Consider the following 14,791-nt stretch of genomic DNA (forward strand, 5'->3'; position numbering starts at 1 on the left):
GTCAGGATGTGAGGCTGTCGGCTCAGTACCAGCCGTGCGACTGCCAGAAGTTCCAGGCGCCGTTCGGCGAGCCGTAACGCTCGTTCATGTAGTTGAGACCCCACTTGATCTGGGTGGCGGGGTTCGTCTTCCAGTCGGAGCCGGCCGAGGCCATCTTCGAGGCCGGAAGGGCCTGGACGAGGCCGTAGGCGCCGCTGGAGGAGTTGGTGGCGTGGTGGTTCCAGCCGGACTCGTGCTCGACGATCTTGCTGAAGGACGCGTACTGATTCGACGGCACGATCTGGCGGGCGATCTCCTGGGGGGTGGCGGCCGAGGCCGTACCCGTCGTGCCGAGCACCGCGCCGGAGGCGCCGACCAGAATCGCCGCGGAGGCGGCGAAGGCCTTCTTGCGGGCAGAGACACGAGTGGTGATCGAGCGGATCAAAACGTCATACCTAACGTCGGGGACAAAAGGCGCGCCGGGCGATTTCGGCAAGCCGGAACCAGAGCCCGGGGAATCCGGGATCCGGGGGGAACCGGTCTGCCTGCCCCGGTGACGAGCACCGGCTGCCTGGCGACGTCCACCAGAGAAGCAAACCCGGCGGGGGGCTGGCAACGCCCCCCGGTACGAGCCCGGATCGGAGAAGGCCGCCGGGCGCCCCGTCCCCGTACCGGATGTTTCCGCAGGTCATGTGCGCGTATGGGGGATATGGGTGAGGTGTCCGGGTCTACTACTGCGCTTCGGACGTGATCTGGGCCCTATGAGCGGCCTCACCCGCAGCGCCCTGTCGAGGGCCCTCGAATGTGACCTGGGCCTCGAAGTTCGCGCGTCTCGTGGCCCGCCGCAGCGCCCTCAGGAGCACCCCGCCGGCGGTGAGCGTGAGCACCACGGTGAGCAGCGCCCGGCCCAGGTCCCAGCCGAGCGAGGTGGCGGCCACGTACGCCAGGAAGCGCACCAGGTTCTCGCCCAGCGGCCCCCCGGGCTCGAAGGAGATGCCCTCGCCCATGCCCTGGCCGCCGGTGCCGCCGACCGTCACCCAGCCGTAGAGGTTGGTGACCGTGCCGTACGCGAACGCCGCCGCGAAGCCGTACGCCGCCAGCATCAGCCGCTCCGCCCGGCCCCGGATCCGCTCCGGGCCCGGCAGCAGACCCGCGCCCATCGAGAACCAGCCCATCGACAGCATTTGCGTCGGCAGCCACGGCCCCACCCCGCCGGTGAGCAGCGCGGACGCGAACATCGTGACCGCGCCGAGGACGAAGCCGAAGCCCGGGCCGAGGACCCGGCCGCTCAGCACCATCAGGAAGAACATCGGCTCCAGGCCGGCCGTCCCCGCCCCGATCGGCCGCAGCGCCGCGCCCACGGCGGCGAGCACGCCCAGCATGGCCACCGCCTTCGCGTCCATGCCGCAGTCGGCGATCGTCGCGACGACGACCGCGATGAGCAGCGGCAGGAGCAGGGCGAAGAACCAGGGCGCGTCGGCGGCGTGGTCGGTGAGGGCCGAGTCCGCGTCCGCGAAGAGCGGCCAGCCGACCGCGATCAGGCCGACCACGGAGACGAGGACGAGCGCGGCGACGGAGCGCGGGCCCAGCCGGATCGGGCGCGCGGCCCGCGTCCGGGCCTTCGCCCCGGCGGTCGTTCCGGCCTTCGTCCCTGCGGTCGCCCCGGTGGTCGTCCCGGTGGTCGTCCCGGTGGGGCTGGTCATCGCAGCGCCTCCTCGACCTGCTCGACCGTGAGCCAGGGGCCCGGCGCGAGGATCTTCGCGACCTGCGGCGAGAAGGCCGGGGACGACACCACGACCTCCGCCGTCGGGCCGTCCGCGACCACCTCGCCGCCCGCGATGATCGCCACCCGGTCGGCCAGCTCCGCCACCAGCTCCACGTCGTGCGTCGCGAGGACGATCGCGTGGCCCTCGGCGGCCAGCGCCCGCAGGTGGGTCACCAGTCGGGCCTTGGCCGCGTAGTCCAGGCCGCGGGTCGGCTCGTCGAGCAGGAGCAGCGGCGGGCGGGCGGTGAGGACGACGGAGAGCGCGAGCGTCAGGCGCTGGCCCTCCGAGAGGTCGCGTGGGTGGGTCGTGTCCGCCACCCCGGGCAGCAGCTCGGCCACCAGGGCGCGGCAGCTGCCGGGCGGCGCGCCCGCGTCGGCGTCGGCCGCGGCGCACTCGGCCGCGACCGTGTCCGCGTACAGCAGATCCCGCGGCTCCTGGGGGACGAGGCCGACCTGCCGGATCAGCGTGCGCGGGTCCGTCGCGTGCGGGACCAGGCCCGCGACGCGGACGGTGCCGGACGCCGGGGTGATCGTGCCGACGAGGGTGCCGAGCAGGGTGGACTTGCCGGCGCCGTTGCGGCCCATGAGCGCGACCGTCTCCCCGGCGCGGACCTGGAGGTCGACACGGCGCAGCGCCTCGACACGGCCGCGGCGGACGGCGAGGCGTTCGACCGAGACGAGCGGGGCCGAGGGGTCGGGGGCGGCGGCGGCCTGGGCGCCGGGAGCACCGGCCTTCCGGCGCCGGCCGAAGAGGGAGAATCCGCCGGCCCTTGTAGAGGAAGGGACATCCGGGAGAGGGCTGGGCGTGAGCGCGGGCGTGGTGCCGGGCGCCTGCCGCGCGGGCGCCGGGGCCTGGTCGGCCAGGCGGGCGCGCAGGGGCGCCGCGCGGCGGCGGGCGTCGCGGACCGTGAGCGGCAGCGGGTCCCAGCCGGCGGTCCGCCCGAGTGCCACCACCGGCGGATGCACCGGCGACAGCGCCATGATGTCGGCCGGCGGCCCCATGGTCGCCTCCGGGAGCAGCAGCACCTGGTCCGCGTACTGCACCACCCGTTCCAGCCGGTGCTCCGCCATCAGCACGGTCGTCCCGAGGTCGTGCACGAGCCGCTGGAGTACGGCGAGGACGTCCTCCGCCGCCGACGGGTCGAGGGCCGAGGTCGGCTCGTCGAGTACGAGGACCTTGGGGTGCGGGGTCAGCACCGAGCCGATCGCGACCCGCTGCTGCTGCCCGCCCGAGAGGGTGGCGATCGGCCGGTCCCGGAGTTCGGCGAGGCCCAGCAGATCGAGCGTCTCCTCGACCCGCCGGCGCATCACGGCGGGTGCGAGGCCGAGGGACTCCATGCCGTACGCCAGCTCGTCCTCGACCGTGTCGGTGACGAAGTGCGCGAGCGGATCCTGGCCCACCGTGCCCACCAGGTCGGCGAGCTCGCGTGGCGGATGCGTCCGGGTGTCGCGTCCGCCGACGGTGACGCGGCCGTGCAGGGTGCCGCCGGTGAAGTGCGGGACGAGTCCCGACACCGCGCCGAGCAGCGTCGACTTGCCGACCCCGGACGGGCCGACGAGCAGCACCAGCTCGCCCTCGGGGACGGTGAGGTCGATGTCCTTGAGGGTGGGGGAGGCCTCGCCGTCGTACGTCACCGAGACGTTCTCGAAACAGATCACCGCGACGACCTCTCTGACTTCTCTGACCTCTCCGGCTTCTCCGGCCACTGCGACCGCTCAGGCTCCTGGGGCCCGAGCGGCCTCGACGGCCTCAACGGCCTCAACGACCTCGTGGGCTTCTCCTGGCTCTCGGGCTCCACGGACACCTCTGGCACCACGGGTCTCCCTGGTCCCACCGGCCCGCTCGGCACCGGGGCCACGAACGCGGGCACCAGACCCAGCAGCACGGCCAGGGCCGGCCACACCGGCAGTCCGGGCGCCTCCAGGGGGACGACTCCGGGCCGCAGCGCCTCGGGAAGCGCCGACGCCGCCGCGATCATCGCGGCGGCCACGGCGACCCCCGACCCCGCCACCAGGCAGGACCGCACGCCCCACCGGTCCGGCCGGTACCGGGTCCGGGTCGTCCGCCGCCCGCCGAGCCTCAGCCCGGCGACGGCCGCGGCGAGCCCGGCCACGAGCAGCGGCAGCCCGTATCCGGCGCCCTGCGCCGCGAGCAGCCCGTACGAGCCGGCGCACACCCCGAGCAGCCCGCCGAGGGTGAGGACGGCGGTCGTGCGCCGGACCACGCGCGGCACGTGCGCCGTACGGCCGTACCCGCGCGCGTCCATCGACGCCGCCACCGCGACCGACCGCTCCAGGGCGCCCTCCAGGACCGGCAGCCCGATCTGGACGAGGGCCCGGACGCCACCGGCGGGACGGCCGCGCAGCCGGCGGGCGGTGCGCAGCCGGGAGACGTCGGCGACCAGGTTCGGCGCGAACGTCATGGCCACGACGACCGCCACGCCCACCTCGTACAGCGCGCCCGGCAGCGACTTCAGCAGCCGCGCCGGGTTGGCGAGCGCGTTCGCCGCGCCCACGCAGATCAGCAGGGTGGCCAGTTTCAGCCCGTCGTACAGGGCGAACACCAGCTGTTCGGCGGTGACCCGGCCGCCGATCCGGATGCCCTGCGCCCAGTCGGGCAGCGGCAGCTCGGGCAGCGTGAACAGCTCCACGGACCCCGGGATCGGGGTGCCGAGGAGCAGCGAGAAGAACACCCGCAGCCCGACCACGAACAGGCCGAGCTTCACGAACGCGCCGTACGAACGGGCCCACGGCGCGTCCGTACGGCGGGCCGCGACGACGTAGCCCGCGACGCCGACGAGCAGCCCGAGCAGCAGCGGGTTGGTCGTCCGGGAGGCGGCCACGGCGAGGCCGAGCGCCCAGAGCCACCAGGCTCCGGGGTGCACGGCGTTGGAACGGTTCGCCTCGGGGGCGCGCAGCGGGGTCATCGCGGAGTCGTCTCGGGCCGTCCGGTCAGCCGCGCCGCCGGCGCGCCTGCCAGACACCGGCCGCGCCGAGCGCGAGCACGGCGGCCCCACCCGCGACCAGGCCGACGGACGGGCCGCCGGAGGAGCCGCCGGACCCGGCGGACCCGGCGGACTTCTCCGCCGGCCCCGCCTGCTCGGTCTTGCCCTGGCCGTCCTGGACGCCCTCGGTGCCCTGCGCGTCCGAGCCGGTCACCGCGACCTGCTCGCCACAGCCCTTGGCCGGGTACCCGGCGATGCCGCACAGCAGCGCGTTCGCGTCGTACCGCAGCGGCTTCGCGACCCCGGCCAGCGCCTCCGCCGCCGAGGCGTCCTCGCGGACCAGCGGGCAGCCGGTGCGGACCATCGGCTGCGGCGGGGTCTCGCCGGACGGGGCGTCCTGGGCGGTGCCGAAGTCGATGACGACCGCGACCCGCTTGCTGCCCGCCTTCTCCGGCACGTCCGCGCAGAGCTGCCGGAAGTTCGGGGCGGTGGAGGGCTTCTTGGCGTCGGCGGAGTCCGCGCTGACCGCGAAGCGGAAGCCGATGACGTCGCCGTCGGCGGGCCGGGCGGTCGCCGGGCCCTGCGCGGCGAAGCCCCAGCCGGTCTTGCCCGCCTCCCAGTAGGACCAGTAGCGGTAGCCGGCGGCCTGCGCGGGCGCGGCGACGGCGACCGTGACGGTGACGGCGGAGAGGAGGGCGAGAAGGCCGGCGGCGAGCGCGGTGCGGACCCGCGTCGCGGCGCGGGTGCTCCGGACGCCCCGGACGCCCCGGTTGCCCCGGTCGCGTACGGGCGAGAGGCGGCGGGTCACTTCTTGCGGCCGCTCAGGAGGAAGCCGACGCCGACGCCGACGACCGTGCCGATGCCGATGATCCACCACACGTTGAAGCCGCCCTCGTCGTCGGCGCCGGTGGACGCCTCCGAGTTGTCGGGGGCCTTCGGGGCCGGGCCGGTGGCGTTGAGCTGCTCGATCAGGTCGAGGGTGCCGAAGCTGCGCGGGTCGGTTTCCATGGCGTGCGCGGCGAACACGAGCTGCGCGTACGCGCCCGGGCCGTTGGTCTTCGCCCACTCGCCGGCGTTCTTCTCCAGCCAGGCCAGCGCGCCCCGGGCCTCCTTCTTCGCGCCGGCGGCGGCCAGCGCGACGACGGCGTCCGCGGTGTTGCCGTAGTCCGGCAGCACGGTGGCGTTCTCGGCGCCCGGCATCGGCGGGACGTCGAGGTGCCCGGTCTTCGCCAGCCGGCCGGTCAGGTAGGCGGCGCCGTTGGCGGCGGTCCCGTCGGGCGTCGGCGGGTTCGTGTCCACGCAGGCCGGGGTCTGCTGGGGCTCGGCGCCGCGCGCGGTGAGGCCCTTGCCGAGGCCGGCCAGGGTGGCGGCGGCGGTGGCGTCGTCGTTGGCGACGAGCTTGCCGGTCTTGTCCGGCTGGTACGCGAAGGCGCCCGCGCCGCCGTCCTTGACCTCCTTGCCCGCGCACGGCAGGGCGAAGGTGACGAGGGCGTCGTACGGGGTCTTGCCGTCGGCCGACTTCACGGCGGAGGGCCGGACCTTGGCCGCGGCGAGGGCGCCGATGACGAGGGAGGTGGAGTTGGCGTCGCTGGGGGTGGCCGGGCCGCCCGGGGCGGCGGGGTTGTAGCTCCAGCCACCGTCGGCGTTCTGCGCGCCCTTCAGCCAGGCGGCGCCCGCCTGGGCGGCCTGCTTGGTCTTCTCCGGGTCGGCGGACTGGGGGGCCACGGCGATGAGCGCCTGCACGGCGGCGGCCGTGGCGTTGGTGTCCATGACCGTCTTGGCGTCGCAGGGCGCGCCCGCCGGGTCGGGGCGGAACGAGGCGAAGCCGCCGTCCGCGCACTGCTGGGCGAGCAGCCACTCCACCGGCTGGTCGGCGGGCTGGATGCCGGAGGTGCGCTGCGCGAGGAAGGCCAGCGACTGGCGCCAGACGCCGTCGTAGGTCGGGTCGCCCTTGCCGTACAGCCCGGCCGGGACCGTGACGGGGGAGGGCGTCGGCGACGGCGCGGCCGCGGCCACCCCGGCGGCGGTGGTGCTGAGCACGGCACCGGCCGCGAGTGCGGCGGCGGCGCGGCGAACGCTGATCATGAGTCCCTCTCCTGTGTGCCGGACACCGGCACACGGAGGGCCGGCGCACGGCCCGTATTCCTCGACGATGCCGGCGCTCACGTCCCGTACAGGGCAATCCGACTCGCCGCCCGGGCGGGCGGCTCACGGCTGCGGGTCAGTGCCGGAATCCCACCGGCTTCCCCCTGTACGGGCATGACGACAGCCGCCGATTCTACCGGCTGGACATCGCGCTGCCAGGGCGCCGTAGGTCACATGCGCTGCGGCCTTGGCCGGATCGGGAATCGGAGATCCGCGGGGCCTGTCCGCTCCTCACCACGCGGAGGACAGCCGGGTAGGAGTCGATCACGGAGCCGGTGCGGGCTTCGCGGGTTCGGCGAGGCTGTGGCGGATGGTGGCGTCGCCGAGGCGTACCGCGGCAGCCAGCCGGTCGAGCAGGCCGGCCGACAGTCCCCTGCGGCCGAGAGCGCAGGCCCGCACCAGCGACTCGCAGTCCTGGATTTGCCGGACGGTGGCGAGCGCGGTGAACGTGGGGTGGGCGAGGCCGTCGCGGGCGGCGTAGCCGTCGTTGGCCTGGGCCGTGCGCTGGTGGAGGTTTTCGACGACCTTCCGTGCGGCGGGCGATTCGACCGGGCCGAGGGCGTCGAGGACGGTAAGGCCGAGACGGGTATCGAAGACGGTCATGCCGTGTCCGGAATCGTGGTGAAGGTAGGTGTCCACCAGGTGGGGCAGTCTGTCGCCGGTCGGTTGCGAGGCTACTTGGCGGGTGAGGACGTTCAGGCAGAGGGTGACCACCCGTTCCCACGGCTCGCCTGGCGTCGTCTCGGTAAGCAGATCGGCGGCCTGTTCCGCACCCCCCGCGACGAGGGCGGCGACCACGGCTACCTGCCGGCCGTCGAGCATGCGGTTGCCGATGCCGTGGTGCGCCGTGAGGTGTGCCAGGGCCTCCTTCCACTGGCCGGCTGCGGTAAGGGAACGGGTGCCGTCGGCGAGGAGAACGTGCCAGAGCCAGGCGCGGATCTCGTGCCGGTCCCCGGCGGTCGCGGTGAGGCGAGCGGGAACCGCGATGCCCTCGATCCGGGTGGCTGTGCCGGCGCCGACGGCCTCGTACAGGCGAAGGAGACCCCGGCGGCCGTCGTCGGGGTGGCCGGAGCGGATCCGGAGGCGGGTGAGGTTGACGACGGGTTCCAGGGCGTGGATCGCGCTCTTGGCGGGAAGCGGGCAGGCGTGGAGGTAGGCGGCGGCGTGCTGGTGGCACAGGTCGCGGGCGAAGCCGGGGAGGCCGGTGTCGGAGGCGATGAGCGCGGCCTGGTTGTAGACGGCGGAGGCCAGACCCTGGTGGTGGGATTCTGCGGCCTTGGCGGCCAGCTCGCCGAGGGCGTGGACGCGCTCCGGCAGGGGCAGGCAGGCGGGGCGGAAGCGGGCGATGAGCGGGAAGCGCCGGGCGGTTGGGCTGCGTGGGTCCATGAACACCTCGGGGAAGCTGGGGGACGGCTGCCCACCGAAGGGGTTGGGCGGCAGCCGTCGTTGTGAACGTGGTGGCTACTGCCAGGTGACGAGGATGCGGCCCAGTGGGGTGTACAGGGCGAAGGTGCCGGGGACGGTGGTGGGCGGAGTCGCGTCGAGTGCCTGGATCTCGAAGGCCGCGACTCGGTCGCGGTAGTCGTGGTCCCAGGTGCGCATGGCGTCGATGGCCTGCTCCACCAGGGTCTCGTGGCCGGGTCCGTGACCGGCGACACCGAATTCCCACAGCTTGCCGCCGTCGGGTGTCTTCTGGTCCGACAGGCGGCGGGTGAGATAGATGAGGGCGCCTTCCGCGAAGGCCGCGGTGGAGGAGGGGTAGGGGTCCTCGGTGAGCACGGTGCCCTTGGCGTTCTGCGGGAACAGCATCAGCGACAGGCCGGACGGCAGGACGCAGGTCAGCCACAGTTCCATCCACTCGGGTGACTCCATGGCCCGGTACATCACGCCGGACCAGACCACCGCGCGCGGCTGGTCGAGCATGCCCGTCAGCGCGTCGGCGTCGACGTGCTGCTCGGCATGGGCCTGGAGCCGGACCGAGCCGTCCGCCGTCAGCGGGATCCGGCGGCGGTCGTCATCGGCGATGCCGCGTCGCAGGGGCATGAAGGTGTTCATCTTGCTGCTCACGGACACCCACCGGCCGTCGCTCGCATGCTCGTACGCGATCGAGCGGGAGACGCTCCCCTTCAGGCGCTGAGGTACGAGCAGTCGTCCGCCCGGGGCGAGCTGGTCCGTCCAGGCGGGTGGGATGCCGTGGGCGCCGACGGTCGCGATGATCCGGTCGTAGGGGGCGCCCTCGACGTACCCCACGGCGCCGTCTCCCAGCATGGTGGTGACGTTGTCGACCTCTGCCGCCATGAGATTTCGGCGGGCGCCGTCGACGAGGTCGTTGTCCACGTCGATGGTGGTGACATGGCCTCTGTCGCCGACCAGCGAGGCGAGCAGGGCGGCGTTGTAGCCGGTACCGGCGCCGAGCTCCAGGATCCTCTGGCCGGGCTGGGGCTGGAGCTGTTCCAGCATGAGGGCTACGACGCTGGGCTGGGACGCGCAGCTGATCGACGTTCCGTCGCTGTCGCGCTTGATGCTGACGGTCGTGTCGGCGTACGCGGCCTCCAACGACACGCCGGGGACGAAGAGATGACGGGGCACGGTGCGCAGCGCGTGCTCGATGCTCCGAGTATGGACGTGGCCTTCGCCGGCGATCTGGTCGATGAGGCGGTTGCGGAGATGCTCGGCGTGGGCGCCGGTCTCCTCGAACGTGTCGGTGTTCACCCGGGTGAAGTTAGTGCTCGGTGTGCCTGGTTCGACCGGGGACGCGGTGCTGTCACTCGTTCCCATGACTACCTCTTTCGCTAGTGAGGACAAGGTGCTCTGGTCTTCCAACAGGAGGCCGGCGCGGTTGCAGTGGAAGATCACGTGGTGGGCGATCACGGCGCGCAGCCCTCGTTCGAGCTGTCCGCCGCGAGCGAGGTGCGCGAGCTCCGCGCCGGCTTGTACGAACGCCGCGAGCCAGCCTTTGCGTTCGGCCAGCGGACCTCCCGTTCGGCACAGACAATCGGCGTCGGCGGTCATCAACCGAAGCATCGACCTGCGGAGAGCCCGGGTTCGCTCTGGCGACGGGAGCACTGCGGGCGGGCGAAGCGCGGCGGCCTTGGCCCATACGTCGCCCTGCTCGTACCAGTCGAGGCCGGCCGCTCGCATCATCGCGCTGATGAGTAGCACGGCGGTCTCCCGGCGCCCCAAGTGCCCGCTGGTCGTGGGGCAGGCGAGCAGGTGGCGGCTGTCGTGGTGGAAGAGGGTGTGGGCTGCTTCCATGGCGGCCTCGCCGCCGAAGGCAACGGCCTCGGGCTCGTAGATTCCGGGTGTCCACCGCACGATTCGGGCTTCGGCGACGAGGCCGTCGAGCAGGGTGCCGATGGAAGGGGCGGGCAGACCGTCGGTTCGGTAACGCAGCGGCCAGGGCTGCTTGTTCAGGTACCACCAACCGCTGATCTCCCCAGCGGCCTGGGCTGTGACGAGTTCCGGGCCGATGGCGGTGGCGATGATCTGCCGTGCGGAGCCGCGGTCGACGAAGGTGATGTTGTGCTGGTGCCAGCGGTCAGGGGACACCCTGCCTCCTTGGGGTGAAGGGGCGTTCTCAGGCGATCAGCAGGCAGGCGTCCCAGGCGGTGCGGGGTGGGGCCGCCGTGGCAGGTGCGCGCACCGCCAGGGCGATGCCGGCGGCGCCATCGAGCAGTCCCGTGCCTGGGCCGGGCGATTCCAGGATCCGGGCCGCAGCCCGCCCCGGGGCGACGTCCGGGGGGTGAACCGCAGTGAGGAGCGCCGGGATCAGATCGCGGATGCGGCCCGCGTTCCCAGGAAGGGCGTCGTCTGCCGCTCGCGCGGCGATGTGGGCCAGCCCGGCGAAGCCGTGGCACAGACCGAGTTCCGCCGTCGCGCCGATCTGGGAAGGGTCGGTCAAGGCACCGATGAGTGAGGTCTCCGCCGCGAGCTGCCGGGGGACGTCTCCGAGGGCAAGGCCGGCAAGTTGCTGGGCGCGTGCGACCCCGGCGGCGCCGTAGCACCACGACGGACGCTGAGCGGTCGGCGGCAGGACACGACCGGCTTCGAGCTCGCTGCGGGTGACCCAGTAAGGCCAGACCACCCCGTGTGCGATGTCGAATTGCCAGCGGTCGAGCCAGGCCAGGATCGCGTGGATGGCATCCCGGTGGCCGTCCACCATCACGTCTTGGCGGGCCGCGAGTGCGAGCAGAGCCAGGACACCGCCGATCCCGTGGGCGACCCCGGTGTTGGCGTGACCGCCGGGGTATCGGTCGTCCGCGCGACCGGAGGGTCCGAGCAGGGTCCACCACCCGGGCAGTGTCCGCCCGTTGTGGCTGATCGGCGTGGTGAGGTGGACAAGGTATTCCAGGACCTGTCGGACGAGGTCACCGCTCGGATCACTGCGCAGGAGGTAGGCGCCGTATCCGGTGAGCCCGCGAATCGAGTCGAACTCCGCGAGGGCCGGGGGCGCTTCGGAGGCGATGCGCCGGCGGGCGGCGGCGAGACGCCGGTGTACGTCGGTGGCGATCTGCCGGTCCAGGGCGGCGAGTGCCTTCTCGTACGGGCCGGGCATATGCCTGGCCGCGCACGCCAGAACATGGGCGAGAGCCGGTGCCCCATGGAAAGGATGGCTGTCGGGGCCGGTGGTCAGCGGTGTTCGGGTTGCGGCGGCGAGCCAATCGTTCACGCGCTGCCACGGGGAGAGGCCGGCGGCAGCGCGCTCGACGTGCAGCAGGGCGATACCAAGTAGCCCGTGGGCGAGCGATTGCCGACGCCAGTCTTCAGCCTGGGCCCGGATCCATGAGGAGCTGGGGCAGGCAAGACGGTCGGCGATCTCGTCGGAGAGCGTGTGGGCACGGTGGATGGTCACACGGGCCTGCTTTCGGAGCGGGCGGTCCAGGCGAGGGCGGCGGCCCGGGCGAGGTGGAGGCAGGCAGCTTCCTCGGGGAAGTCGACAGCTACCGCTCGTACGAAGTGGACGTGCAGCAGGGAGGTCAGCACATCGTGGAGGTCGATGCCCTGGGTCTCCGGGCCGGGCAGGTGCGCGCGATAGGCGATGAGCGCCCGGTCTCGGTCCGCCCAGGCCCGTACGACCGTGCCACCACCGGGGGCGGAGCGCAGCGCGGCCCAGTCATCGCAAGGGTCCGCGAGCCGGACCGCGTCCGTGAAGGTGGACCGGGCGATCTGATCGGGTGCCGTCGGTGGGATGTTCTCGATGAGCCAACCCATCCCGCGCCTCGTGCTGCCGAGGAACGCGGAGGCGATGGCCACGGTGTGCGCGGCGACCAACGCTCTCCGGTGCGGGCGCCGAGGGAGGGAGAACTGCGTGAGCAGTGCGCGGGAGTCGGCCCGGAAGACGTTCTCCGCCGCTGCCCAGGCGGATCCGGAGCCCCACCGCCCGATTTCCGGGTACGAGGTGGGATACCGCAGGTCCGACAGCAACCCTGCGCCGCGCATCTCGTTCGCCCAGCTGCTCACCGTACCGGCCGTCTGCGCGAACGCGTCCGGTGTGGGCAGGACGATCCTCAACCGGAGGTGCTGGTCGGGGTCGCGGAAGCGGACGAACCACCAAGGGGGGTTGCCCAGCCGATCAAGAAGCCTGGGCAGATGGGTACCGAGGAGGGTGTCCTGGCGGCGGATGTCCCCGTACAGGCTTGCGAGCAGCACCGGCGACGCGGCCGGGGTGTGGACCTCATCGGGATGCAGGACACGGGCCGGGGTGGGGCGGGGCAGGCGCGGCCAGGCAAGCGGCGTGGTGGCCTTCAGCGGCAGGACGACCTCATGTGCCCGGCCGTCGCACCACCCGAAGTCGTCCGGTGTCTCCGCCTCGGTGAGTGCGTCCGCCTCCGCACCCTTGAGGTGCTCACGTAGCAGCACGCGGTGGCCGGCCTGCCCGAGGTCGAGCGTGAGCAGCCGGTCTCCTTCGCCCACCTGCACGTGGCGGGGCAGCCGACGTGCCGCACTCCATGTGGCGAAGGCGCTGTCCCAGTGTTCCCATGGGGTGTCCGGGCCGGGCAGTTCGCGTCGCTCCAGACGCCAGCGGGCGGGCGAGAGCACGACGCGACCGTAGCGCAGGCGTGGCAGGAACGGCATGGTCGACGCGGCACCCCAGTCGAAGACGGTCACCTGGGCGCACTGCGCACGTGAGAGCTCCGTCAGGAACCGCACGAGCGGGGGAGTGTGGGTACGCGGATTCAGCGCGTGCATCCCCACGGCCTCGACCCGATGGCCCCGTGACGGCACGGCGAGAAACATGCGGCGGCCGTCGCAGCCGACTGCCAAGTCCCGCGGGTGCAGCAGGCCGTCATGCGGGGCGCGGTGCTCATCGAGACTGATCACTAAGGGCAGAACTCGTGGGACGCGGGTGACATGCGCGCTCTCCGGCAGGAGCGGGGGGAACGACAGTTGCGCCGGCTGCGTGGCACCGTCGGCGGCAGGCAGATCGGAGAGTTCCCCGACGAGTGAGTCCCGCTCCTTTGGGGCCAGCACCCCAAGAAAGCGACCTACGCCGACGCCCGCACCACGCGACACGCTCACGACTCTGAGCTCGAACTGCCCACTCTCCAGTTGCTTGGCACTTCTCGCCCGTACGCGAAACCCGAGCTCCAGGTGAGGCGGGATCCGGGCCGGCACAGGACCGGTCTCCAGGGCAGTGATCAGCTCCTCGTTCAGGGCGACCTCGTCGGTCCCGTCGAGCGCCGCCCGCTGGGCGAGCCGTACGAGAACCTCGTCGCGCTCCGAGAGGCGGGGCTTGCGCTCGGCGGCCACGGCACCGGGGTAGCCGTTCGGATAGCCGATACCGCTGTCTGCCACAACGTCGAGCAGGGGCACCAGCGAGCCGATGCCGTACCGCTCGTAGAACCGCATGTGGTACCTCTTCCACGCGGCACTGCCGTACGGCACGGCGCTTACGCGGGCCAGGACCAGGGCGGCTCGCTCCGCCTCTCGGGCAATGGCGGTTGGCAGGCCGACTGAGGCGTCCAAGCGGACATCCAGGGCGAGCGGATGACGGCGCAGCTCCGGTACGAGATCACGCATCCTTGTGACGACCGTCTTGGTCGCCCGAGTGTGCCGAAGTTCCTCCCCGATTCGGCCGAGTTCGCGCACGAGATCTCCCGCAGCCGGTACGGCCCCGGCGTCGACAGCGTCCAACTCGCCCTGGAGATATGCGAGAACATCCGTCTCGGTGCTCGGAGCGTGCAGGCTCGTGAACAGCACCCGGAGCCGCATCAGCTCGCGAAGGAGGTCCGTCACCTTCTCGGGTCCTGCCTCGGGGAATTCCGCCAGCACCTGGGCCGCGACATCGCCGAAGGGACGCGGCGTCCGGGTGGCCGAGAGGATGGTGCGTACCGGCCCGGTCAGCCGCAGTGACGCCTCGACGGGACGCGCCGAGCTCTGCACCGCATGCGACTGGTAGGGGGCGACGAGCCGGTCCCCGCGCGTCATCAGCGTGCTGGAAGCGACCAGCGGAAGCCGTACCAACAGGTCCGGACAGTGCTCCAGGCGGTCCACGACGGCGGACAGCCACTCTGCCGACGGGCTGGTAACCGGTAGGTGATCAGCCCCCCACACTGCGCGCGCACACGTGCCCAGAGTGGCGGTGGTGACGCCCGCGAACAGCCCGAACGGGGTGGCTCGATGTTCCGCTCGCAGAAGATAGCGAGCCGTGGACACCGCGGCCCGCCGGATGTCCCGGGGGCGGGGCCGCGTGGCGGCGAGCAGTATGTCGACCCGGGTAGCCAGCACGGGACTGGCGTGCCGCAGGGCGTGGCTGACCTCGCTGTCGGTCCAGATCGTCCGCAGCCAGTCGGTCTGCTTTGTACTCGTGCTGGTGGGTCCGGCGGTCAGGTCCGGCCATGCGGGCAAGGAGGGGGCCGGGCGTGTGATGGCGCGGACCAGCGCGGTGCGGGTGGCACGGAATGCCGGGGCGGTCACCTTTGCCTCCGTGAGTGAGGGGCGGAGTGGGCCGGTGCCA

Annotated in this window: 10 protein-coding genes and 1 riboswitch; all 10 genes read right to left on the minus strand. The window is 72.8% G+C overall.

The features are described 5' to 3' along the window. Nucleotides 1-22 precede the first annotated feature (22 nt). Complete coding sequence (locus tag ABZ693_RS07555) at nucleotides 23-424, minus strand: aggregation-promoting factor C-terminal-like domain-containing protein (protein WP_359874444.1); 402 nt, start codon at nucleotides 422-424, stop codon at nucleotides 23-25. Nucleotides 425-710: 286 nt separating this feature from the next. After that, the gene (locus tag ABZ693_RS07560) at nucleotides 711-1,682 is read right to left on the minus strand and encodes an ECF transporter S component (protein WP_359874446.1); all 972 of its coding nucleotides are present in this window, start codon (nucleotides 1,680-1,682) and stop codon (nucleotides 711-713) included. Beyond that, nucleotides 1,679-3,403, minus strand: coding sequence for an ABC transporter ATP-binding protein (locus ABZ693_RS07565; protein ID WP_359874448.1), 1,725 nt, complete (start codon nucleotides 3,401-3,403; stop codon nucleotides 1,679-1,681). Before ABZ693_RS07565 ends, ABZ693_RS07560 begins: the two co-directional genes overlap by 4 nt. Further along, on the minus strand, nucleotides 3,400-4,671 hold the full coding sequence (locus tag ABZ693_RS07570) for an energy-coupling factor transporter transmembrane component T (RefSeq protein ID WP_359874450.1): 1,272 nt from the start codon (nucleotides 4,669-4,671) through the stop codon (nucleotides 3,400-3,402). The genes ABZ693_RS07565 and ABZ693_RS07570 overlap by 4 nt, the downstream gene beginning before the upstream one ends. Nucleotides 4,672-4,696: 25 nt before the next feature. Beyond that, nucleotides 4,697-5,497 carry an SCO2322 family protein gene (locus ABZ693_RS07575; RefSeq protein WP_359874452.1) on the minus strand — a complete coding sequence of 267 codons (801 nt, stop codon included), beginning with the start codon at nucleotides 5,495-5,497 and terminating at the stop codon, nucleotides 4,697-4,699. Continuing rightward, complete coding sequence (locus ABZ693_RS07580; RefSeq protein WP_359874711.1) at nucleotides 5,494-6,771, minus strand: SCO2321 family membrane protein; 1,278 nt, start codon at nucleotides 6,769-6,771, stop codon at nucleotides 5,494-5,496. The genes ABZ693_RS07575 and ABZ693_RS07580 overlap by 4 nt, the downstream gene beginning before the upstream one ends. Before the next feature lie 94 nt (nucleotides 6,772-6,865). Next, nucleotides 6,866-6,938, minus strand: a riboswitch (cobalamin riboswitch). Between the two features lie 160 nt (nucleotides 6,939-7,098). Continuing rightward, nucleotides 7,099-8,220, minus strand: coding sequence for a hypothetical protein (locus ABZ693_RS07585; RefSeq protein WP_359874454.1), 1,122 nt, complete (start codon nucleotides 8,218-8,220; stop codon nucleotides 7,099-7,101). A gap of 75 nt (nucleotides 8,221-8,295) precedes the next feature. Continuing rightward, complete coding sequence (gene fxlM, locus ABZ693_RS07590; RefSeq protein ID WP_359874456.1) at nucleotides 8,296-10,383, minus strand: methyltransferase, FxLD system; 2,088 nt, start codon at nucleotides 10,381-10,383, stop codon at nucleotides 8,296-8,298. 28 nt (nucleotides 10,384-10,411) lie between these two features. Beyond that, the gene (locus ABZ693_RS07595) at nucleotides 10,412-11,686 is read right to left on the minus strand and encodes a lanthionine synthetase C family protein (RefSeq protein WP_359874458.1); all 1,275 of its coding nucleotides are present in this window, start codon (nucleotides 11,684-11,686) and stop codon (nucleotides 10,412-10,414) included. Next, complete coding sequence (locus tag ABZ693_RS07600) at nucleotides 11,683-14,610, minus strand: lantibiotic dehydratase (protein ID WP_359874713.1); 2,928 nt, start codon at nucleotides 14,608-14,610, stop codon at nucleotides 11,683-11,685. Before ABZ693_RS07600 ends, ABZ693_RS07595 begins: the two co-directional genes overlap by 4 nt. Nucleotides 14,611-14,791 lie beyond the last annotated feature (181 nt).

The organism is Streptomyces laurentii (genome assembly GCF_040635425.1).
GTDB lineage: Bacteria > Actinomycetota > Actinomycetes > Streptomycetales > Streptomycetaceae > Streptomyces > Streptomyces laurentii.